Genomic DNA, 21476 nt, shown 5'->3' with positions numbered 1-21476 from the left:
ACTGAATAATAAGCTTGTATTTTCTTTTTAGAAATCTATAATAGAACTACGATTCGTTTTTCAGAATAACGGTTTCGAATTTCGGAATTTGAAGGAGATGTTACGATGAGTGATCAGAAATCTCTCGATATAAAAGTACTTGGCGACTCGGCCATCATTATAAAACTAGGTGAAGGCATCCATCCTTCCATCCACCAGCAAGTAAAAAATCTGTCTTTCCTTTTGGATGAATATCCATTTGACGGATTCATCGAGTCAGTTCCTGCTTATAATAGCTTGGCGGTATACTACTCTCCGTATCTGGTCTATCAATCAAAGAATGGATTTCAGATTGACGGCACACCTATTGAAAAAGTGACCGATTATATGAATACTTTAGCTGTGCAAATATCCGAACTTCCTGTTACGGAAGGAAGGTTAGTAGAAATTCCTGTTCTTTATGGTGGAGAATTCGGTCCTGATCTCCATATCGTGGCGGAAACCCATGGTATGTCTATCGAAGAAGTAATTAAAATTCATACGACACCTGAATATCTCGTCTACATGATCGGCTTCGCACCAGGATTTCCATTTCTCGGTGGCCTCGACGAACGAATTGCGACACCGAGAAAACTAACGCCACGGACATCGATTCCTCCTGGCTCTGTCGGGATCGCTGGCAAACAAACCGGTGTCTATCCACTCGAAACACCAGGCGGCTGGCAAATTATCGGACGCACACCAACGGATCTATTCGTTCCGGATATGTCTCCCCCCTCTTTATTGCAGTCGGGAGATAAAATTAAGTTTTGTCCGATGACACAAGAACAGTATGATAAGCAAAAGAAGGTGACGACATGTCAGTAAACGTATTAAATGCAGGACTTTTAACAACCGTACAAGATATCGGTCGCACCGGTTCACAAAAATTCGGTGTTCTTGTAAGCGGTGCCATGGATAGTTATTCGATGCGTATCGCGAACTTACTTGTAGGCAATGATGAACGTGAAGGCATTCTAGAAATCACGTTATTTGGAACGAAGCTTGAGTTTGAAGAAGATACACTGATCGCGATTACGGGCGGCGATCTTCAAACGACGATTGACGGGATACCGGTGGCGAATTGGCGGCCTCTCATTGTCAAAAAAGGCTCGATTCTAAAATTCGGCTTTGCGATTGAAGGTTGCCGAGCGTATTTGGCAATTGCCGGTGGGATCGACATACCAGTTGTCATGGAAAGTAAAAGTACGTATATGGTGGCGGGTATTGGCGGATTCGAAGGTAGAGCTTTGAAACAAAACGATCAGCTTTCATTCGGTCAATTAACGGAATCAAACAAGAAAGTCTTTACGTTGATTGAACAAGAAGGCACGCCAGACTGGGCTGTACCCCATCATCCGTTAATCAGTCTGGCATCTACACAAACTATACGAATCATCGAAGGCACTGAATATACGCACTTTGATGATGCCAGTAAACAACTACTTGTACGCGAGCCGTATGTTGTCACGCCGCAATCGAACCGAATGGGCTTACGACTTGAAGGACAGGCACTTTCATTAACAGAAAAACTTGAACTACTATCGGAAGGCGTGACGTTCGGAACAATTCAAATCCCCCCTAACGGCAAGCCGATTATTTTAATGGCGGACAGACAAACGGCTGGCGGCTATCCGAAAATCGGACAAGTCATCACCGCCGACTTAGGCAGCCTGTCGCAAGTGAAACCTAACGCGAAACTCTATTTCAAGCTCATCACACATGCAGAAGCAGAACGTGAACTCATCGCAAAAGAAGAGCTGATCAACCAAATTAAAATCGGTATCCAACATACACTTCAGTATTGAAGCACAATAAAAAACCTTGCGTTTCAGTATTACTCTACTGAAATACAAGGTTTCACTCATTCTGTATACCCAAGCTGCCTAGAAATCTTCAAGGCAGCTTCTTTCACTTTTGGAACGAATATTCTTAAATTCTCTTCTTGATAATTCGCTTCAATACCCGCGATACTAATCCCTGCAATCACATCACCACTAAAATCAAAGATCGGTGCCGCAACAGCAGAAGTGAAATTCTCAAGCTCCGAATTACTAAGCGTATAGCCATTCCGTCGCGTCTCCTCAATAGAAGCGAGCAGCAACTCCCGATCCGTAAACGTACCGTTACCAAACCGCTGTAATTCTGTCTTATCCAAATACTCGGAAATATAGCGATCCGATAGATGGGACAAAATGATCCGCGAACAAGCCCCTGCATACAACGGACTACTCCTGCCAATCGCCGTATACAAACGAACCTTCTGGAACGTATCGATTTTCTCTACATAAATCGCTTGATCGCCCTGTCGAACAATCAAATTAATCGCTTCCTTCACGTCATTGTGAAGTTCTTCCATAATCGGATGCGCAATCTTGCGAATATCCAATCGTTTCGAAACGAGACTGCCATATTTCAAAAACAACAGACCTAGACGATACTGTGAATCCGCGCCTTTCTCTAGAAACTTCATTTCTTCGAGTGAAGACAGCATGCGATAGACGGAGGACTTTGGAATACCCGACAGGTCGATGATTTCTTGGAATGTTAGGGCTGGGTGGTCGACGAATAGGTTGAGTATGTCTAGCGAGCGGACGACTGTTTTGTTATTTGTGCTCATTTTGGCTCCTTTCCAAACATAATAGTTTATATAGATTCTATGGACGAGTATACCATTATTATCCTACCTACGCATTACACTCTTTCGATCATCTCATACCCTAGGATCTTCATTTTCCATTCATAATCGGCAGTCCTTCCACCTATCGTTCACATCATGTTATACTAGTACTTATTGTAAAAAAAGGAGTTTTCTTTATGCCATACGACGTATTATTATTCGATCTAGACGATACATTATTCGATTTTGCTGAAACAGAAAAACATGCACTCGGCAATACATTTAACACGTTCGGACTACCAAACGGTCTAGAAGCTTACCGCGATACGTACCGTGCGATCAGTTCCGTCATCTGGGATGATCTCGAACAAGGACGAATCACCATTGAAGAATTAAAAGTGGAACGCTTCCGTCGGTTATTCGCACATCACGAACTACAACTTGACGCTGCACATTTCGGAGAGCTATACATCGAAAACCTAGGCTACGAATCTCATTTGATCGACGGCGTAGAAGAAATGATTTTAAAGCTATCTGAATACCGATTGGCCATCGTAACGAATGGCTTCACACTAGCTCAACACGCGCGCATAGCCGGCTCTCCTTTACGCAATACGTTCGAAGCCATCATTGCTTCCGAAGAAACAGGATACAAGAAACCACAGCCCGAGATTTTTGAATATACTTTTCAGAAACTAGGCATTACGGATCCTTCTCGTGTACTAATGATCGGCGATTCTCTAACTTCCGACATTCAAGGCGGAATCAACGCGGGCATCGACACGTGCTGGTTCAATCCAGACCACCGCGAAAATCATGCAGGAATTCAGCCTACATATGAAATTCATTCATGGGCAGAATTCAGCTTGGAACGTAACACGGTAATGAACAACTAATCTAAAACCAACAACCCCTCCAATACATTTAGTTGGAGGGGTTTCTCATATACCTATTCAAGCTAACAATAAAATGCCTCAAAAACATCTGCAGATAATCATTTACCTTTTCTCACTTGCCGCCTCAATAAACTGCTCAAATAACTTCAACGACAAACGATCATCCCGCTTCACCATCGCTTCAGGATGCCACTGAACGCCTACGACAAAACGATGCGCAGTACTCTCAATAGCTTCAACGACACCATCTTTGGCAACTGCCGTCACAACAAGTGGTGCGTGGACTTCCTTCACCGCCTGATGATGCAGTGAATTCACACGGACTTCAGAAGTTCCCGCCCACTCCGCCAATTTACTATCCCCTACAATATCTATTGAATGAAACGCAAAGTCTAAATCCGTCAGCTGATGATGCTGCAATAAATCCTCTGAAAGCTGCGCATACATATCTTGATAAATCGTTCCACCAAACGCCACATTGATCAACTGATACCCACGGCAAATCCCAAACACCGGCTTATCTTGATCCGCCATCGTTTTAATTAACGCGAGCTCCGACTCATCCCGCTCTGGCAACACTTTCCCAAGCTGCCGATGCGGTTCTTCACCATACAAATACGGATCCACATCTTCCCCACCGATTAGCAATACACCATCTAAACGATCGCAAACTTCTTCAATCGCTTCCAGTCCTACCGGCAAAATGACGGGTACGCCACCTGCTTGCCGAACTGCTCGTATATATCTAGTCTGAACTAGTGTATCCCCGTTCTGATCTATATCTGACGTTACACCAATTAATGGTTTCATATAGTGCACTCTCCCTTTTACATTCCTACAAGTGATGAAATATTGTATACCCAAATTTGTGGGAAGCTACTCAGGGATCGTTGCATTACTTAACAAGTAAATAGAAAACCCAGATTTCAATCCATGCATCGAATGGAAGATCTGGGACAGATGGAGTATGGTTATGTTTTGTTAAAGATGTTTTTGTTTACATGTGCATCAAAGTAAAAATAAAAAGTCAGCCGGATCCCTGTTGAAATGATTGGTCTGCGTACTATTTTGTTATCAAACACAAAGCTTTTACAAAGACGTTGATTACATAGTCTCTTCTAAAGAATTAATCGATATTTTTTCTTCTATTCTATAATACTAGCCACTAATTTGAAAGCGCATACAAATAGAACGTATACATATGCTTATATAGTAGAAATTCAACACATTCTCATCCCATATCCGTTACAGCAAACAGTTTTCTTCCACTACCTCTTCTTCCGGCAGAATAATCTTATATGGGATAGGCGACGACAATACAATAGAAGTCGTTAACGTACCGAATGGGATCAGCCGGTCGATTAGCTCACTCATTTTGGCCATGCTAGACGTTGCGGCTTTCAAGATATAATTTGTCGTTCCGGTCACACGGTGACATTCAAGAATCGAATTTTCTTCTTTAATTTGTTCCTCAAACTCAGTGGGCTTCAATTTTAATTCATTTACCTGGATGAATAGTAATGTGTCCAGTCCGAGTGCCTGCAATGATATTCGCGCAGTAAATTCTTCTATAATACCTTTTTCCTGCAGACGCAGCAAACGTTCCGAAACACTAGGGCGACTGAGAGATAATTGTTTAGAAAGATCGCTGATTGTCACACGGCTGTTTTCTTGCAATAGTTCCAATAATTTAATGTCCGTTTTGTTCAAAATCCCACCTCTTTCCAAAATGAAGGATAAATGCTCTAAAGTTATTCAAAGTTGTGTCTTTTTTGTGAAAACCACTTTTTTCTGATATGTAAATAAATTATAACTTACTCTATTATTAAGTCAAAGGGAAAACAGCGGACGAAGGAGGTATGAAACAGACTACATGTATCCCAAACCCCATGTATAAATAAACATGTATTTTTTTTCATGAAAATGTAAGCGATTACAAAACCCGAAATTCTTTTCCCATCTATGAAAACTATAACACAAAAGGAACGTGACGCATGCATACTAACAATCAGTGGTCTTCTAAATTAGGTTTTATTTTAGCAGCAGCGGGCTCAGCAATCGGTTTAGGTGCCATATGGAAATTCCCTTATGTAGCAGGTACAAGTGGCGGTGGCGCTTTTTTATTAATCTTTTTACTTTTCACCTTCCTGATTGGACTTCCGCTACTCATGGGAGAATTCATAATTGGACGGAGTACCCAGAAGAACGCAATTGATTCCTATAAAACGATCGCACCGGGTACATCTTGGCATTTGATCGGTAAACTAGGAATTGTTACGTGTTTCATCCTTCTATCCTTTTACAGCGTGGTCGGTGGCTGGGTGCTTATCTACATTTGGAAAGCTGCCACGGGAAGTCTGAGTGGTCTAACGCAGGCTGACTATGGAAATTTATTCGGTAACATTGTATCCAGTCCCTACGTAAGCGTAGGTGCCCAACTCCTATTCATGATAATGACAACATTTGTTATAGCAAAAGGAGTGACAAGTGGTATAGAAAAGGCCAGTAAGTATATGATGCCTGCACTGTTCATCTTGTTTATCATCTTGACTATACGGTCATTCACTCTCGACGGAGCGATGGCAGGTGTCAGCTTCTTCCTAAAACCGGACTTTGGCAACATTACATCTGAAACGATCTTGTTTGCGATGGGTCAATCATTCTTTGCACTCAGTATCGGTGTTTCCGTAATGGTTACGTACAGTTCGTATTTATCCAAGAAGGAGAGTTTGCCACAATCCGCTATTTCCATCGTATTAATGAACCTGCTCGTAGCCGTTCTGGCCGGATTGGTTATTTTCCCAGCAGTCTTTGCATTCGGTCTCGAACCGGACGCAGGCCCTACATTACTCTTTAATGTATTGCCTACCATTTTCGGGCAACTGCCGTTTGGCACATTGTTCTTCCTAGCATTCTTGATTCTGTTCCTGTTTGCCGCGCTGACTTCCGCATTTTCCATGTTGGAAATAATTGTAGCAGCCACTTCCAAAGGGGATCACAAGAAGAGGAAAAATCACGCCTGGATGATTGGCGCAGCTATCTTTATAGTCGGTGTCCCATCCGCGTTATCGTACGGCATATTATCAGACTTTACGATTTTCGGTATGATTCTGTTTGACGCCTTCGACTTTTTAGTAAGTAATATTCTCATGCCACTCGGTGCGTTGTTGATCGCGATATTCATCCCAATAAAAATACCGAAAGAAAAGCTCTATGAAGAATTGAAGGCCGGCTCCAATATAAGCACAAAATTATTTTCTGCCTGGTTTTTATTAATCCGTTACCTCGCACCGGTAGCTATTCTCATCGTGTTTGCAGACGTACTTGGACTATTGAACTTCTTGAAATAAATAGATAGATTGCTGATACCCTCTTATAGGTTTACAGCAATAAAATAGAGGAGGAAATGATTTTGGTAACTTTAGAACAGACTTTACAAGACGACAAGGCAAGTGTATTGGATAAAATGGTGGAGCATGAACAAATTCTATTCTGTCATGATAAAGCAACCGGTCTTCAAGCCATCATTGCAGTTCACGATACGACTATGGGACCTGCACTCGGTGGGTGTCGCATGGCGCCGTATAAAACTATGGATCTCGCATTAAAAGATGTTCTTCGCCTTTCTAAAGGGATGACATATAAATGTGCGGCAGCTGACGTAGACTTTGGCGGCGGAAAGTCCGTCATTATCGGAGATCCGTTAACAGATAAAACTCCTGAGAAATTCCGTGCTTTCGGGCAATTCATCGAATCATTGAACGGACGCTTCTATACAGGGACGGACATGGGCACAACGCTTGAAGACTTTGTGCAAGCCATGAAAGAAACAAACTACATCGTGGGTAAGCCGGTTGAATATGGCGGCGGCGGAGACTCATCCATCCCTACTGCACTAGGAGTCTTCTATGGTATTAAAGCGACAAACCAGAATGTGTTTGGCGACGACAAAGTAGAAGGTCGAACATACAGTATCCAAGGTCTTGGTAAAGTAGGTTACAAAGTAGCTGAACATATTATCAATGAAGGTGGAAACGTGATCGTCACAGATATTAATGAGCAAGCGATTGCAGATATTCAAAAGCTCGGTGGAAGCGCTGTCAAGGTCGTATCAAGCGATGAGATTTACAGTCTGCAAGCAGACGTTTTTGTTCCTTGTGCATTTGGTGGCGTGATCAATGACGATACGCTCAAGGTGCTGAAAGTACGAGGAATCTCCGGTTCAGCAAACAATCAGCTCGCGGAAAGCCGCCATGGAGAGCTACTACGTGAAAAGGGTATTTTGTACGCACCAGACTATATCGTCAACGGCGGCGGTTTAATCCAAGTGGCGGATGAATTGTACGGAACGAATCCTGCACGTGTACTCGCTAAAACTGAAAACATCTACAACTCACTGCTTGAAGTATTCAATCAGGCAGAACAGGATCATATAACAACTGCCACTGCCGCAGACCGTATGTGCGAAAAGCGTATTGCGGATGCCAAGAACCGCAACAGCTTCTTCACACAGTCAAACCGACCGAAATGGAATTTTCATCAGTAATAAAAATAGCCGAATGAGGTGATGAATTCATGGAAGAATTATATCCAATTATACAATATGTGAATGAAGAAGGAACATTCTCGGATGACTCGATTAAAGAAGAGATCACAGCCGAATTAGTTCATTCCTTTTACTATAACATGCTACGAATTAGAACATTTGATCGCAAAGCGAAGAGCCTACAACGTCAAGGCCGCCTTGGAACATATGCCCTTTTCGAAGGGCAGGAGGCTGCACAGGTAGGAAGCGCTCTTTCTTTAAAGAAAGATGACTGGGTGTTTCCTACCTACCGTGATCACGGCGCCCTGTTAACGTTCGGCGCAAATATGCCGAAAGTTCTGCTGTACTGGAACGGGCGCGCGGAAGGTAATCTACACCCTGACCGCAATATCTTCCCTCCGGCCGTTCCAATTGCCACACAACTCCCGCATGCAACAGGTGCTGCGTGGGCAGATAAGCGCAAGGGCAATAAAAATGTCTCTATCGCCTATTTTGGCGACGGGGCGACATCTGAAGGTGACTTCCACGAGGGCATGAACTTTGCCAGCGTATTTAAGTTACCTGTCGTTTTCTTTAACCAGAACAATGGATATGCCATCTCGGTGCCAATCGAGAAGCAAATGAACTCCAAAACAATTGCTCAAAAAAGTGTCGCGTACGGCATGCCTGGCATCCGTATTGACGGAAACGATATTTTCGCAGTGTATATTGAAACGAAAAAAGCATTCGACAGAGCGAGAAATGGTGACGGACCTACTTTAATCGAAGCCGTAACCCAGCGATTCGGTGCGCATACAACAGCTGACGATCCGACAAAATACCGCGATCAACACGAGGTGGATTCTACACGTGATCAACTGGATCCCCTGCTACGCTTAGAACGTTTCATGAAAGGCCAAACATATTGGGACGAAAAATGGGTGGCAGAAATTAGTACACAGATCAACGAAGAAATCGAAGAAGCAATTGTTGAAATGGAAAACTTCCCGAAAGCGAAAGTGGAAGATTTATTCGACCATGTGTTTGAAGAGTTGCCTTGGCCACTACAAGAACAGAAAGAACAGTATCTACAATCAGTTAGGAGGGATCAGTAATGAATCCAGTCGCTGAAACATCAACAATGAAAACCAGTAACACGACACGTTCATTAACGCTCGTCCAAGCGGTGACAGATGCACTCGGCACGATGCTCGCGGAAGACGACCGGGTCATGCTGCTCGGAGAAGACATCGGAAAAAATGGCGGTGTATTCCGCGCAACCGAAGGACTGCAGGAAAAATTCGGCGAAGACCGTGTCATTGACACACCGTTAAGTGAAGCTGGCATTGTCGGCTCCTCTGTCGGGCTGGCAGTGAATGGTATGATTCCGATCGTAGAAATACAATTTCTCGGCTTTGTCTATCCGGCATACGAACAAATTGCCACGCATGTAACCCGTGTCAGAATGCGAACGATGAGCAAATATACGGTGCCGATGGTGATTCGTGCACCGTACGGAGCGGGCGTACGCGCACCAGAAATTCACTCAGACAGTCCCGAATCTCTTTTCACACATATGCCAGGCATTAAAGTCGTCTGCCCTTCATCCCCTGCCGATGCGAAAGGTTTGCTAATCGCAGCGATTAAAGATCCGGATCCGGTATTGTTCATGGAACCGATGCGCTTATACCGTGCTGTTCGTGAAGAGGTTCCAGAAGGGATGTATGAAGTCGAAATCGGAAAAGGTAAGAAAGTGACTGAAGGTGATGATGTAACTGTCATCACCTGGGGGGCCATGGTACCTGTCGCGAAGAAAGCGGTGGAAAAAGCGAAAGCAAAAGGAATTCAGTGTGACTTAATTGATATACGCACTCTGTTCCCTTTAGATAAGGACATCATTGCAGAATCCGTACAGAAAACTGGTCGCGTAGTAGTGGTGCATGAAGCACATGAAACGACAGGCGTTGGCAACGATATTCTTTCTATTATTAATAAAACGTCATTCTTATATATGAAAGCACCGATTGAAAAAGTAACAGGATTTGATGTACCAGTACCCTTCTTCGCACTGGAAGATGAGTATCTGCCAACTCCTAAACGGGTAGAAGAAGCAATCGAAAAAGTGTATACATTCTAAGGGGGTCTTACATTGTTAGAAGTGAAACTGCATGATATAGGAGAAGGGATGACGGAAGCGGAGATTCTTCACTACTTCGTGAAGCCCGGCGACTCCGTTGTTGCTGATCAAGCACTTGTAGAAGTACAGACGGATAAAATGGTGGCGGAATTACCGTCACCCGCAACCGGAATTGTAAGAGAACTATTAGTCGACGCTACTTCCACTGTAGAAGTAGGTACCACGATCTTACTAATAGAAGCAGAAAACCGTTCAGGACGAGCGGAACATGTAGCCGCCACTACTACTGCCGAGGCGGTACCCGCAAATAACGCTACACATGTTGCAACGAAGTTCAAAGGACCACACCGGGTCATGGCTGCTCCGTACACACGGAAAATTGCCAGAGAGAATGGTGTCGACATTACACTTGTCAGTGGCACCGGTCCTGCAGGCCGTATTTTAGAACAGGACGTGTACCACTTTATGGAGACGGTAAACAGCCAGATTTCCGCGTCACAGGAAACTGTGGCAACGGACACTGTGCAACCTGCTCCCCCCTCCCCTGCAGCTAAAGCAGCAACGGTATCGACAGAAGCGGAGATAATTCCTTTCACAGGCATCCGCAAGCAAATCGCAAAGAAAATGACACAGTCACTGACGACCATTCCGCATGTTACGCATTTCGAGGAAATCGATATGACGAATCTCCTTGCGCTACGTCAGGAATTAAAAGCAGATGGTGTCTCTGTTTCCGCGGTCGCATTTTTCATCAAAGCACTCGTCGTAGCGTTAAAAGAATTCCCTGTTTTCAACGCCAAGTTGGATGAGGAAAATGGAGTCATCATTTTGGAAAAAGAGTATCATATCGGACTTGCTGTCGATTCAACACTTGGACTCATTGTGCCGGTTTTGAAAAATGCTCACAAGAAAACGTTGCTAGAAGTCCACACTGAAATGAAAGAGCTCAATGAAAAAGCACGGCTCGGTACATTGTCTGGCAATGAAATGCGAGGCGGCACCATGACAATCACGAACGTCGGACCACTCGGAAGTACAGGAGCGACGCCGATCATCAACCATCCTGAAACAGCGATTATCGCATTCCATAAGACGAAGAAATGCGCAGTTGTCACGGATGATGACGAAATTGTAATCCGCTCGATTATGAATATTTCCATGTCATTTGACCACCGAGTAACAGACGGTGCAACGGCAGTAGCCTTTACAAATCGCTTTGCAGAATTGATTGAAAATCCTAAAAAGCTTTGGCTGGAGTTGATATAATTAGTAGTAGGTGAAATCATCCAAGAAAAAGAGCTGATTATGATGGGTGGCGATCCGGGTGGCTATACTGCTGCCATCCGTGCCGCTCAGCTCGGTCACCATGTCACATTGATCGAAAAAAATCAACTCCGTTGGTGTATGCCTCAGCAAAGGATGCATCAAAAAATCTTTCCCGTGTTACCGGAAAAGATTTTTTAGAAAGCGTTTTCACAACGCAGTAAAACTGCTTAAACAATCTGTACATAAAGGCTAAGTTGACTTCTCTTTGCAGTACTGGTTCAACTTACTTAGCCAAGATCATGACAGAAGAAACGACGTCGCCGACTTTCTTATCGTGTTGATAAAGGCTAGCCACGACATAAGCCATCTTGCGTCCGAGTCGCTCTACACGCGCTTCCACCTCCACCATCCCCGCGAATACAGGTCGGTGAAACGTCGTATGTATATCCACAGAAGCAAATGTCTGATCTTCCGTAATTTTTGAAGCAATTGCATAAGCCATCATAATATCTGCCGCAGATGTTAAAAAGCCGCCCATCGACACCCCGTTTCCGTTCATAAACTTTTCATCCACTGTCCAAACACCACGGGCCAATCCATCGTGTGCAGATAATACTTCAATTTGCAATGTTAGATCACAATTCGGTGGTGTCGCTTCCCCCTTTACTACCTCCATCAAATCCACTGTTTTCGACTGTGCCATAAATTCATTCACTCCTTTCCTTTAGCCTACTATCTAATTATTCCCATACACACGATAATACTGCTCCACCCCCTCGAGCAGGCGCTCCGTCCGCTTCGCTGTATACTGTTCAAACGAAGGATCTTCCAGTTCTTTAACGAGTGACCATAACGACCAAAGAAAATCCGACTTCAACTTTTGCAAATCCAGCGACTGTTTCGAAGCAGCTGGCAAACCGTAGTAGTCGAGTAACACTTGCTCTTGCTCCTCACTCAACTCACGTTCCAAAATAAACGCTGCCAAATCCCACTCTGGTAAATAATTTGCGCTGTACTCCCAGTCGATCAACAGCAACTGCCCCGCGTCATTCTGAATAAAATTACCCGTCACCGAATCCATATGACACGGCACATACTCCTGCCGCTCCCCTTCCATCAACTTCCTCAACCTCTCCTCCAACAACACATAGAGCGATGGAATTTCAGTTAACGCAATCTTATACTTCTCCACCTCTCCCCAATAATTAAAACGATTCGGAAACTCCCTTTTCGACGAATGAAGTGTAGACAACACACCCGCCACTTTCTCCAAATACTCAGGCGTTACAATCAGATCTCGCGTTAAATTAGCCGTCGCATCATAATACGGAGTCATTTTTATACCTTCATCAGTAAACACCACATTGCCAACCGTCACCCCAATTTCAGCCGCAATTCGCTGGTTCTCTTTTTCATGGTGGCGGTTAATGATATCTTCAAACTCATGCGCTGGAAAACGTAAGACGTATTTTTGTCCTTTGTGTGCGACGAGGAAGTTTAGATTAGTGAGACCGCCTAGTCTTTTTATGTATTTTAGATCTTCAATTAGAAACACTTTATAACACCCCTGTTTTTCGTACTGTAGTATGTACGGTTCTTCTAGTAAATTTCCGATTTCAACATACTTATTAATTATTCGGAAAATTAATCAGAAATCCGTAAATTCAAATCAATCGTTTTACCGAATAGATCTTTTCTTATCACTCTATATATCAAGCATCCACTTACGAATAAGACACACCTATTACGTTATTATCTTTCAACGCTCCATTTAAATCAATAGTAATACTAGATTCACTATAGTCCATTGGAAATTGAATTGGCGAAATCTATTCACATAGTCTTGCAGTATCACCGCATCCTGTGTGGATTCGCTTTGCATGTCCTCTCTCATTTGTCATATAGAGCTTTTTTCCGAAAAGGATACACACTGTAGCAATTATTTTTGAAATCGATATGATTTCTAATTTCGTCACTCATGCACTGCATAAAGAAATGTGCAACGTCGAGATTCATCTCGACACTATTCTTATTTCTTAAGATTCTTTAAGTTCTTTAGTTATTGGCTTGGCGGTTTTAGGCAAGTGCACTTGCTCAATGTCGTCAGGTACACCTGTCGACTTTAGGCAGACCACCTGTAACTATTGGGCAGTGCTTTTTTGTTTGTCTGTGCATCATACAACTCCAAAGCAATTCAGTATAGTATCTAAACCGTTTGATGTACAGGTAGGCTACACTTTGACACATAATTCTTGACGATCTCATAACCTCCAACCAACCACTTTTATGTAACAACTGTTACATAAAAGTGGTTAATTTAAATAACCCCTAATTGGATGGTCTTCGAAAATGTTTTATGTGATATCATTATAACGTATGGAACAAAGGAATTTATTTTTTAAAAGGAGGACTTCATCAACTTGGGCCTTATCGTAGCCATGATTCTCGTTATTATTGTTTTGGTTGTCGGACTGATTTTGACTCTCTCTATTGCTAATTCCAGTACGGATTCTAAGAATAAAAAGTACAGCAGCAAAAAATCTTTTTCCAATTTGCTGTGGATTTATGTTTTATCAGTACCCGTGATTATTATATTGACTGTTATAGCTATATTTATATTTTATTAACACTGGGAGACGGTTTGGGACTATTGACTTTAGCAAACCTGTGCATCACACAAATCGGAAACGATTCTGAATAGTGTCGAAGATGTGTGATGCACAGGTGCGTATATAATATTCTTAAGTTCTTTGGTTATTCGCCTAGCGGGGTTAGGCAGGTGCACTTGCCCAATGTCGTCAGGTACACCTGTCGTCTTTAGGCAGACCATCTTCAACTTCTAGGCAGTGCCTCGTCTCATATGGGATAGGTTAATTCTCATTTATTTGAGCAGAGATTTCTAATATATTATTTCTTGTTTACCTGTGCATCACACAAGGCACTATTCTGAATTGTTCTTGAGATGTGTGATGCACAGGTAAACAAAATTTAAGTGGTTCTTTAACTTATTTGGTTTAATTGGACAAGTAGGGACTCTAGGACACCAATCGTACTCCTTATCTATTAAGCAAGTGGTGCCAAAGGGAAAGTATGTTTGATATGCATAGTTTTAGTGGGTATTTGCCCTTAAATTGCCAAATGAGTTAATAAATGATATAATTCATATGCCCTCCGAATATTGGGATGTGAGGGGAATCAAGTATGGAACTGTCAACCATAATGCTCCAGAGAAGAAGCCTAGAAGGCATCCACATAAGGAATGCTATTAAACGCTTCACAGACCCTGGATCTACAACAAGTTGGAACTGGAATACAATCTTCATCTTTATTCCTCCAATATGAGATACTGACAGTCTAACTAGATTATAACAATCAAGTTTAATACCAGCATGTTGCAGAATTAATGTGGTCCCCATCTGCGAACATCAGGGCCGGAGTGCAGATAAGCTATAAAACAATTGCTGGGATTGTAGCTTCATCTGCTCGGAGAACGGAGAATTATAATGAGAGATAATGAGAAATATCAAAGTAAAAAATACCTTCATTTTGATAGTCGAATTGAATATACAAATGTACAAAAGTATGTTGAAGACCCAATGAAGATTGAAAAACATAATTTTTACCCATTATTAAAGTACACTCAAAGTACTGATAAATTTGATGTAACTCAGATATCTATCCGTGATGATAAATTGCCGATAAAAACTAAACCCCGTAATATTATGTATGCTTGCCACAAAGATAATTTTATCTATCGTTACTATGGAGAGTTATTAAATGAAGCATACTCCAATTGGGCTAAAGAAAATGATATAAACGAAGAGTCTATAGCTTATAGGGAGCCTAAGTACAGTAAGAACAATATTGATTCCGCCGCGGAAGTTATCAGTGCAATAGTCGAACATCAATATTGTTACATAATAGTAGGGGATTTTGAAAGTTATTTTGATAGTTTAGACCATCAGCTGTTAAAGAAAAGGGTCAAAATCGTGTTAAATATGGAGAATTTAGAAAAAGATTGGTACAGAGTCTTTAGATCTGTCACTAGATACTCCTATTGTGAAAAAGAGTTGATAAACAGCTTATTTGGTACGGACAAATATTTAAGAAAGAAACGAAAGTTTAGTTACTTTGACAATACGCGCGAGTATAGGGAGTTTAAAAAGAAATATAAGATTTCTTTTAATAAAAACAACATTGGCATACCCCAAGGAACCGCCATTAGCGCAGTTTTGGCTAATGTCTATGCTATTTTATTCGATAAAGAAATTAAATCATTAGTGAAAGATTACAATGGTTTGTACAGAAGGTATTCGGATGATTTTATAATTGTTATTCCAGCCCAAGGTGACTTTGGTAAAAGTGAATTTAATGAATTGGCTTCAAAAATCAATACCCTTGCCGCAAGAGAAAAATTAAAAATACACCTAACAAAAACACATTATCTTCTGTATGAGCAAAATGAAATTAGGCATTTAGATAGCAACATTGTCTGTAATCTAGATTATTTGGGATTTGCTTTTGATGGAGAAAATGTAAGGATGAGAAGTAAAAGTCCATGTAAATTCTATAGGAAAGCTAACCGATTAATTGAAAAAGCTAAGAAAGTAAAAGAAAAAAAGAACTTAAAAAAATTGCCTTACAGAAAGAAAATATACACACTATATACAGACGCAGGGACTAATAGCACTCCTTACGGTAATTTTATAACGTATGCGATCAAAGCTCAAAAGGCTTTTGATGAAATAAGTCCAAACACAAATAATCTTATTTTGCAACAAATTAAAAACAGAAAAACTAAAATTGAAAAGAAATTAGGTTATAGAATTAGTTTTAAGCATTAAACTGTTATTGGTAAATCTAAGTGTCAATCCATTAAAAATGGTTGACGCTTTTTAAAATTGTACTAATGTGAATGAATTTCATAATTCCAAGCCCTTGTCTCCCAAGGGGTTAAAGGCGTCAAAAAATAAAAATAGTATACAAAATTAAAATTACTACTGGTTCAGGAAAATATACGGCACCCACCCGCGGCTCAAAGGCGTGGAAAAAGCTATTTAACCACCGAACTGCTGTCGAACATAACAATACCTATTTGAAAGTGTTTTTCCAGCTTAACAACGTACGTTATCGCACAGGTAAACGCGCTAAAGTACATTTTGATTTAGTTAGTTCTCCTGTATAATGCGTCTAGCTTGCGGCTGAATAAATTAGCGCTATATTAACTCAGCCCCAAATAGCATGATTCTTGCTTTTTGAGGCACCCTACTCAAATTCTGCCTTTGCATGTATTTTGAAAAAGGATAATTTTTAAATTGACTCACTTAACCTAATATTACAATTTAGTTTATAAGTCTTTTTCACCTTTTTTAATTTTCCATCTATCCCTAAGTTCTGGCACTGCATAGGCAATAAAATATAATACACCTAAACAAAACCAAGTATAAAGACCTATTAATAAGTCCTTTATAGGAATCACAGGTTTTATGTTCTCCAAGGAATCCCCTTTAATTGCCACAACAACTCCAATTATCGTAGGTGATGCAGTCATAATTAAAATAAAGCTCAAGTAAATTACAGTGCATATAAGATAAAACGATTGACCCTTTGTCAAATTAGAATTTTTTATTAAATGCTTACCAAAGTTCATAAAAGCATTTTTCGAATCTTTTTTTGTACTTGTAGAGGGTGTTGAACTAGGTTCAGGGACTTGTGAGAATAAAATGCTATCAGCACTCATATTTTTTTTCACGATCCTTCCAATCAATAAAAGCACCTATCGATCCAACAATTGTCGCTAAAATACCAGTAGTTGATGAAAAAGTTGCTAAAGCTCCCGTTATCCCTAAAACAACAAATACTCCACATAAAAAAGCGCTAAGAGTCCAAATCAATGAATAATACCTATAGGCACTGAATTTCGCTTGGATTTTAAGCACTCTTTCCTCAGCCTCCTTTAACTTAATATCTTCCTTCAAAGATGTTCCAACATACGGTTTATAAGTAGCATTCAAATTTATTCTTTCTGTAATATCAATAGCCTTTTTAAGATAACCATTCAAATCTTCATAGTAATTTTCAAATTCACTTACAACAGTATTACTCGCCTTTTGTATTTGTATTCTGTTATTTACAAAGTTATCACTCTCATTACCTAGTTGCTTTTTCGGAAAGTGGATCAAATTATTGGATACTGGTTCAGTCGTTGAACTATTTGCATGTGTTTTTTTCGCTGTTATATTTGAAGATTCAAAACTTCCTTTTATTATCGACGAACTCGAATACTTAATATTTGATTCGTTCATTACTAAATCAACTCCCGAATACCGGAAAGCAATAACTTACTTTCGTTACTTTCAATTATTGATTTCATTTCATTAAATTCTAATACCTTTGTGGGTTTGTTGTTAATATCTCTTTGTATAAGAATTCCGTCTTTTTGAGATATGTTAGCAATTGTAACTGATCCTTTACTGATTTCCACTACATCATTCATAGTTAGACCACCATTTATAAAATTCTTATTAAACCTAATATTTATTTCTTCTAGATTTTCAATGTCTATATTTAAATATTTTGTTGTTATTTTTTCAACGGCGCTAGCACTCTCAATAAAATACTGTCCTACCAAGCCGAATCTGATGATTTCTCTATCTGCAAATATCTCGCTCGAAAGTAAGTATACTTTTTTGATAAAATCTTGGACATTTACTGTAACAGAAGATCCTGAATCAATATAATGACCAATGAAATCAATACGATTTATCCCAATGTTACACGCGTATATTCCATCGGAACTCTGCATAGTAATTCGAGGGAGTTCTAAGGGAGCGTCCGAAGGCAAATTTATCATGTTTGGCATCTGATCAAATAGCTCTCCGAATGCATTATCGACTTTAGTAATTAATTTATCAGGTCTGTTTTCATTAGTTGTAAAGAATAGCGCGAATTGTAGTTGAAGCAATTTCTCATTAGTCATATATATACCCCTTAATTAGTAATATGCTGATACTTAATAGTATATCATATTCGGAAGGAAGAAATAGAATCCTTCCAATTACCTATAAGTTTCCACTTATATTTAGCGGAATAAAAAGTCTCCCATATATGGACATTTTATAATTTATCAGATAAGAGTCCACATATAAAAATAGTAGCGCACTATTTTTTATAATGTATGTTTAAGACTTTCAAGTGTCTTAATATTTCCGCGACGACTGAATAGCAACCTTATGCTTCTCCAACTCCCGCGTTTCTTCCCTATCAATCCGATACTTCGAAGCATACTCCGCAATCTCTTTCATCTTAAACAAACGCTTCTCTATCTCTTCCAATATCCGATCTTGCTGTTTAACTTGCTCCAGTTGTTCTTTCAACCGCTCGATTTCTTCTAAGTTATCCTTCATTTACTGTACCTCCTTTACACTTTCATACCAGTTCTACTTTCTAATTAGAATTAGCAATTTTTCCTCCAACATTATACAATAAGAACACACATTCTTATCTTATAGGAGGGCTCACTATGACGATCGGAAAATTGATATACTCTACGAATTCACGATCTTACGGCTTTTTACTGGAAGATGGTAAAGCGGCAAAGGAACAATACACTGCCAATTGTAAGAACAGCGACCTGAAGATAAATTCACTGCCTTCTTCTAATGAAAAATTAAACAGTCTGCTCTGCGCATTGCAGCTTGGTAGCGGACGTATTATGTCTTCTGTAACTAACCACAAATATTTCCGATTCACTTTTAATACAAAACACAGTGAATGGGCTCACTCCTGCTATCAACAGTTACAATCCTATGTACCAGACTTTCTTATTAAGAAGGAACAAACTAAGGATACACGGAGTAAATTCAGCTTTACAGAGCGCGTGGTGATTGAATCTACTCCTTGTGCTACTGCTGAAGCATTATACTCCGCTTGGTATCAGAACGCCTCCAAGGGCATACCTCTGGAGTTTGTTGAACAGTATATGACCGCTCAGACACTTGCGTGGTGGTACCAGGAATGCGGTCACTTGAAAGTAAAAGAAAACGGCACGCTGGAGAAACTGATTCTCTCCACCGAGCAATGGACCGAGGACGAGCTTCGGTTACTTCAATATGTAATAAATATCAAATTCAATTTCCTGTTTGCGATAGACGGTCAACGAAGACTTATTCTATATGACCAACTGCAAATCAAATATTTTCTAGGTATGGTTGCGCCTTGGATTCATCCTGTATTCTCCTATAAAATTAAGAATGTAGAAGTTCGCAAACCCGTTGCGAAGCGGACCACTATACGGCTTTCCAAGCAGATATCTATTCCCTCTCCTACTGAAGAAATTAATCAAATGATTCAGCAATATGCTTCCTCTATTAAAGTAACAACAGAGAACTTTCAAAAATTTAACTACGCCAGGCAAGAGAACAATGAATCCAAACGCTATCAAGTGAACCTTACTGAAGAAAATCGAGACATTATTTGTTCTGTCCGAGCATCAACAGGCTTAACTTTAGGTGAGATTGTGCAGGAGTGCTTTCATCAACAGAACTGCTTTTCTCCGCGACCGCTGCAAACGTTAGATGACCTTTCGACTACACAGCAAAATATTATGATTGGTTCTATTATTGGAGACGGTATGCTGACACATATGCCTACAAAATCTAAAGGGATTAGAAGCACATATAGTGAACACTTTTCTATTAAACAAAAAGACTACCGGGCTTGGAAAGTCATGAAGCTAGAGCCATATCTTTCTTTCACTCAAAAAGGTAATGTTATTAGTTCACGAGTCGATGATCTGTGGAGCAATCTAGAAGCAAACTTTTATAGCGATAAAGCTCAAGGTAAATCAAGAGTTAAATTATTACCCAAAAACCAGATCTTTAATTTGAATGACTTGCATGGCTTGGCAACTATATATATGGACGACGGATCTTTATTGTTAACCACGCGGGTAAACCATAATTACAAAAAGATTTATATTACTCCCCATATAGCTCTTTATTTACAAAGCTTTACTTTTGACGAATTGACATTATTAAAAGGACAGATCAAAGAGTTAACTGATGCTAAGTTTTTCCTTACTAAACTACCTGATGGTAATGGCTATTATCTACGAACCAGCCGGACCACCGATACGTTATTGTTCCTTCATGACATAGAACATGTTGCTGTTACATGTCCTTCAATGAGTTATAAAACTAACTGGCATTATCGTTTCTATATCGAGAAACAAAGATGGCATTGCGAATATCCTGACTATCAATTAATAACCAGTTCTAGAAAACGAATGCGTGCTTACACGCCAAATGAAATAAAGACTCTTAAATCTATGAAACAATCTGGAAATACCGATCAGCAAATAGCAGACGCACTAGGCCGAAGCTACTGGTCAGTCGTTTATAAAGTTAGTGAACTGCGTGCACAAAAATTGTTATAGAAAAAGAGACTTCTTAAAAGAAGTCTCTTTTCATAGTTCAGAGGTACTATTAACGTAGTAGTTGTAGTACGCCCTGCGGTTGCTGATTCGCTTGCGGAAAGTCCTATTATTTCTAAATAGGTCCAGACTATATCTTCACCCTCCAGTTATCTTGGAGGGGCTGGGCACTTCGAACGCCGATTGGCGCCCTACGGATTTCATCGTCATAGCATTTTGCCTTAGACGGTATATCCTAGTCGTTGAACGTTCCCCACGGTTTCCCGACAGGGGCTTCGCTGCTGATTGTCCAATCTCTTCATTTTTCAAGCCGTTACGTTTACCGTTTCCAGTTCCGCTGTGGCAGAAGAGCTCTCAGGAGGTTCCAGCAATTCACCCAGTGATCATCTATACCATTACTGGTATAGACGCCCATGCAATCAAATTACCGAAGGAGTTGTAACACGCCTTGAGGCAGCTGATTCGATTGAGCCAACATTGCTTGTGCTGCTTGAGAAAGAATTGAGTTCTTTGTTTGTTCCATCATTTCTTTCGCCATCGTGCGAAACATTTACTTTCATAAATGACTAGACTATATCTTC

The 21476-nt window shown here is 40.6% G+C and carries 20 protein-coding genes and 2 pseudogenes; 12 read left to right on the top strand and 10 right to left on the bottom strand.

The genetic code is table 11. The annotated features are described in order from the left end of the window. The first annotated feature begins 105 nt into the window (after nucleotides 1-105). Together pxpB and CSV80_RS15765 are read left to right on the top strand one after the other, a co-directional pair. Complete coding sequence (gene pxpB / locus CSV80_RS15770) at nucleotides 106-846, top strand: 5-oxoprolinase subunit PxpB (protein ID WP_099671566.1); 741 nt, start codon at nucleotides 106-108, stop codon at nucleotides 844-846. Next, nucleotides 837-1826, top strand: a complete 990-nt coding sequence (locus CSV80_RS15765; RefSeq protein ID WP_099671565.1) for a 5-oxoprolinase subunit C family protein — start codon at nucleotides 837-839, stop codon at nucleotides 1824-1826. Before pxpB ends, CSV80_RS15765 begins: the two co-directional genes overlap by 10 nt. Nucleotides 1827-1882: 56 nt before the next feature. Here CSV80_RS15765 and CSV80_RS15760 read toward each other — a convergent pair whose 3' ends face one another. Beyond that, nucleotides 1883-2638 (bottom strand): IclR family transcriptional regulator, encoded by a 756-nt coding sequence (locus CSV80_RS15760; protein ID WP_099671564.1) that lies wholly within the window; start codon nucleotides 2636-2638, stop codon nucleotides 1883-1885. Between the two features lie 197 nt (nucleotides 2639-2835). On the opposite strand from CSV80_RS15760, the gene CSV80_RS15755 reads away from it, so the two are divergent. After that, nucleotides 2836-3534, top strand: a complete 699-nt coding sequence (locus tag CSV80_RS15755; RefSeq protein WP_099671563.1) for a YjjG family noncanonical pyrimidine nucleotidase — start codon at nucleotides 2836-2838, stop codon at nucleotides 3532-3534. 102 nt (nucleotides 3535-3636) lie between these two features. Here CSV80_RS15755 and CSV80_RS15750 read toward each other — a convergent pair whose 3' ends face one another. After that, a complete protein-coding gene (locus tag CSV80_RS15750) occupies nucleotides 3637-4344 on the bottom strand; it encodes a gamma-glutamyl-gamma-aminobutyrate hydrolase family protein (RefSeq protein WP_099671562.1) in 708 nt (235 codons plus the stop codon). A gap of 435 nt (nucleotides 4345-4779) precedes the next feature. Beyond that, the gene (locus CSV80_RS15745; protein ID WP_099671561.1) at nucleotides 4780-5244 is read right to left on the bottom strand and encodes an Lrp/AsnC family transcriptional regulator; all 465 of its coding nucleotides are present in this window, start codon (nucleotides 5242-5244) and stop codon (nucleotides 4780-4782) included. Nucleotides 5245-5528: 284 nt separating this feature from the next. On the opposite strand from CSV80_RS15745, the gene CSV80_RS15740 reads away from it, so the two are divergent. The 6 genes and pseudogenes from CSV80_RS15740 to CSV80_RS17935 all read left to right on the top strand — a co-directional run. Then, nucleotides 5529-6884, top strand: coding sequence for a sodium-dependent transporter (locus tag CSV80_RS15740; RefSeq protein ID WP_099671560.1), 1356 nt, complete (start codon nucleotides 5529-5531; stop codon nucleotides 6882-6884). A 56-nt stretch (nucleotides 6885-6940) separates the two neighbouring features. Continuing rightward, entirely contained in the window at nucleotides 6941-8080 is a 1140-nt protein-coding gene (locus tag CSV80_RS15735) for a Glu/Leu/Phe/Val dehydrogenase dimerization domain-containing protein (RefSeq protein ID WP_099671559.1), read from the top strand. A 29-nt stretch (nucleotides 8081-8109) separates the two neighbouring features. Then, a complete protein-coding gene (gene pdhA, locus CSV80_RS15730) occupies nucleotides 8110-9174 on the top strand; it encodes a pyruvate dehydrogenase (acetyl-transferring) E1 component subunit alpha (RefSeq protein ID WP_099671558.1) in 1065 nt (354 codons plus the stop codon). Between the two features lie 26 nt (nucleotides 9175-9200). Then, nucleotides 9201-10196 carry an alpha-ketoacid dehydrogenase subunit beta gene (locus CSV80_RS15725; protein WP_099671576.1) on the top strand — a complete coding sequence of 332 codons (996 nt, stop codon included), beginning with the start codon at nucleotides 9201-9203 and terminating at the stop codon, nucleotides 10194-10196. A gap of 12 nt (nucleotides 10197-10208) precedes the next feature. After that, nucleotides 10209-11462 (top strand): dihydrolipoamide acetyltransferase family protein, encoded by a 1254-nt coding sequence (locus tag CSV80_RS15720; RefSeq protein WP_099671557.1) that lies wholly within the window; start codon nucleotides 10209-10211, stop codon nucleotides 11460-11462. A 39-nt stretch (nucleotides 11463-11501) separates the two neighbouring features. Next, nucleotides 11502-11622: pseudogene (locus CSV80_RS17935) on the top strand (FAD-dependent oxidoreductase); the annotation flags it as partial. 123 nt (nucleotides 11623-11745) lie between these two features. On the opposite strand, the gene CSV80_RS15715 reads toward CSV80_RS17935, so the two are convergent. Continuing rightward, nucleotides 11746-12165 (bottom strand): PaaI family thioesterase, encoded by a 420-nt coding sequence (locus CSV80_RS15715; protein WP_099671556.1) that lies wholly within the window; start codon nucleotides 12163-12165, stop codon nucleotides 11746-11748. Nucleotides 12166-12198: 33 nt separating this feature from the next. Then, a complete protein-coding gene (locus CSV80_RS15710; RefSeq protein ID WP_158231926.1) occupies nucleotides 12199-13017 on the bottom strand; it encodes a choline kinase family protein in 819 nt (272 codons plus the stop codon). 1948 nt (nucleotides 13018-14965) lie between these two features. Between CSV80_RS15710 and CSV80_RS15695 the strand changes: the two genes are divergently transcribed. Together CSV80_RS15695 and CSV80_RS15690 are read left to right on the top strand one after the other, a co-directional pair. Next, nucleotides 14966-16306 (top strand): reverse transcriptase/maturase family protein, encoded by a 1341-nt coding sequence (locus CSV80_RS15695; protein WP_099671552.1) that lies wholly within the window; start codon nucleotides 14966-14968, stop codon nucleotides 16304-16306. Between the two features lie 134 nt (nucleotides 16307-16440). Beyond that, nucleotides 16441-16687, top strand: a pseudogene (locus CSV80_RS15690) (IS5/IS1182 family transposase); the annotation flags it as partial. Between the two features lie 122 nt (nucleotides 16688-16809). Here the strand turns inward: CSV80_RS15690 and CSV80_RS15685 are convergent. From CSV80_RS15685 to CSV80_RS15670, 4 genes are all read right to left on the bottom strand, one after another. Further along, the gene (locus tag CSV80_RS15685; protein WP_099671551.1) at nucleotides 16810-17214 is read right to left on the bottom strand and encodes a hypothetical protein; all 405 of its coding nucleotides are present in this window, start codon (nucleotides 17212-17214) and stop codon (nucleotides 16810-16812) included. Beyond that, a complete protein-coding gene (locus CSV80_RS15680) occupies nucleotides 17192-17767 on the bottom strand; it encodes a hypothetical protein (protein ID WP_099671550.1) in 576 nt (191 codons plus the stop codon). The genes CSV80_RS15685 and CSV80_RS15680 overlap by 23 nt, the downstream gene beginning before the upstream one ends. Before the next feature lie 2 nt (nucleotides 17768-17769). Beyond that, the gene (locus tag CSV80_RS15675; protein WP_099671549.1) at nucleotides 17770-18441 is read right to left on the bottom strand and encodes a hypothetical protein; all 672 of its coding nucleotides are present in this window, start codon (nucleotides 18439-18441) and stop codon (nucleotides 17770-17772) included. Nucleotides 18442-18661: 220 nt separating this feature from the next. Beyond that, nucleotides 18662-18868, bottom strand: coding sequence for a DUF5320 domain-containing protein (locus tag CSV80_RS15670; protein WP_099671548.1), 207 nt, complete (start codon nucleotides 18866-18868; stop codon nucleotides 18662-18664). A gap of 116 nt (nucleotides 18869-18984) precedes the next feature. On the opposite strand from CSV80_RS15670, the gene CSV80_RS15665 reads away from it, so the two are divergent. Then, nucleotides 18985-20898 carry a hypothetical protein gene (locus tag CSV80_RS15665; protein ID WP_099671547.1) on the top strand — a complete coding sequence of 638 codons (1914 nt, stop codon included), beginning with the start codon at nucleotides 18985-18987 and terminating at the stop codon, nucleotides 20896-20898. Nucleotides 20899-21319: 421 nt separating this feature from the next. Here the strand turns inward: CSV80_RS15665 and CSV80_RS15660 are convergent, their stop codons facing one another. Then, a complete protein-coding gene (locus CSV80_RS15660; RefSeq protein WP_304442308.1) occupies nucleotides 21320-21445 on the bottom strand; it encodes a flagellin in 126 nt (41 codons plus the stop codon). Between the last annotated feature and the right edge of the window lie 31 nt (nucleotides 21446-21476).

It is taken from the genome of Sporosarcina sp. P12(2017) (assembly GCF_002743035.1).
Lineage (GTDB): Bacteria > Bacillota > Bacilli > Bacillales_A > Planococcaceae > Sporosarcina > Sporosarcina ureae.
The sequence above is the reverse complement of the archived record's forward strand: the minus strand, read 5'-3'. Positions and strand labels throughout refer to the sequence as shown.

Bases quoted from the DNA above. Each gene is read 5' to 3' on its own strand.
- pxpB (WP_099671566.1), top strand. From the start codon at position 106: ATGAGTGATCAGAAATCTCTCGATATAAAAGTACTTGGCGACTCGGCC.
- pdhA (WP_099671558.1), top strand. From the start codon at position 8,110: ATGGAAGAATTATATCCAATTATACAATATGTGAATGAAGAAGGAACA.
- CSV80_RS15665 (WP_099671547.1), top strand. From the start codon at position 18,985: ATGACGATCGGAAAATTGATATACTCTACGAATTCACGATCTTACGGC.
- CSV80_RS15735 (WP_099671559.1), top strand. From the start codon at position 6,941: ATGATTTTGGTAACTTTAGAACAGACTTTACAAGACGACAAGGCAAGT.
- CSV80_RS15695 (WP_099671552.1), top strand. From the start codon at position 14,966: ATGAGAGATAATGAGAAATATCAAAGTAAAAAATACCTTCATTTTGAT.
- CSV80_RS15750 (WP_099671562.1), bottom strand. From the start codon at position 4,344: ATGAAACCATTAATTGGTGTAACGTCAGATATAGATCAGAACGGGGAT.
- CSV80_RS15765 (WP_099671565.1), top strand. From the start codon at position 837: ATGTCAGTAAACGTATTAAATGCAGGACTTTTAACAACCGTACAAGAT.
- CSV80_RS15760 (WP_099671564.1), bottom strand. From the start codon at position 2,638: ATGAGCACAAATAACAAAACAGTCGTCCGCTCGCTAGACATACTCAAC.
- CSV80_RS15680 (WP_099671550.1), bottom strand. From the start codon at position 17,767: ATGAACGAATCAAATATTAAGTATTCGAGTTCGTCGATAATAAAAGGA.
- CSV80_RS15670 (WP_099671548.1), bottom strand. From the start codon at position 18,868: ATGAAGGATAACTTAGAAGAAATCGAGCGGTTGAAAGAACAACTGGAG.
- CSV80_RS15740 (WP_099671560.1), top strand. From the start codon at position 5,529: ATGCATACTAACAATCAGTGGTCTTCTAAATTAGGTTTTATTTTAGCA.
- CSV80_RS15660 (WP_304442308.1), bottom strand. From the start codon at position 21,445: ATGTTTCGCACGATGGCGAAAGAAATGATGGAACAAACAAAGAACTCA.
- CSV80_RS15755 (WP_099671563.1), top strand. From the start codon at position 2,836: ATGCCATACGACGTATTATTATTCGATCTAGACGATACATTATTCGAT.
- CSV80_RS15675 (WP_099671549.1), bottom strand. From the start codon at position 18,441: ATGACTAATGAGAAATTGCTTCAACTACAATTCGCGCTATTCTTTACA.
- CSV80_RS15725 (WP_099671576.1), top strand. From the start codon at position 9,201: ATGAAAACCAGTAACACGACACGTTCATTAACGCTCGTCCAAGCGGTG.
- CSV80_RS15715 (WP_099671556.1), bottom strand. From the start codon at position 12,165: ATGGCACAGTCGAAAACAGTGGATTTGATGGAGGTAGTAAAGGGGGAA.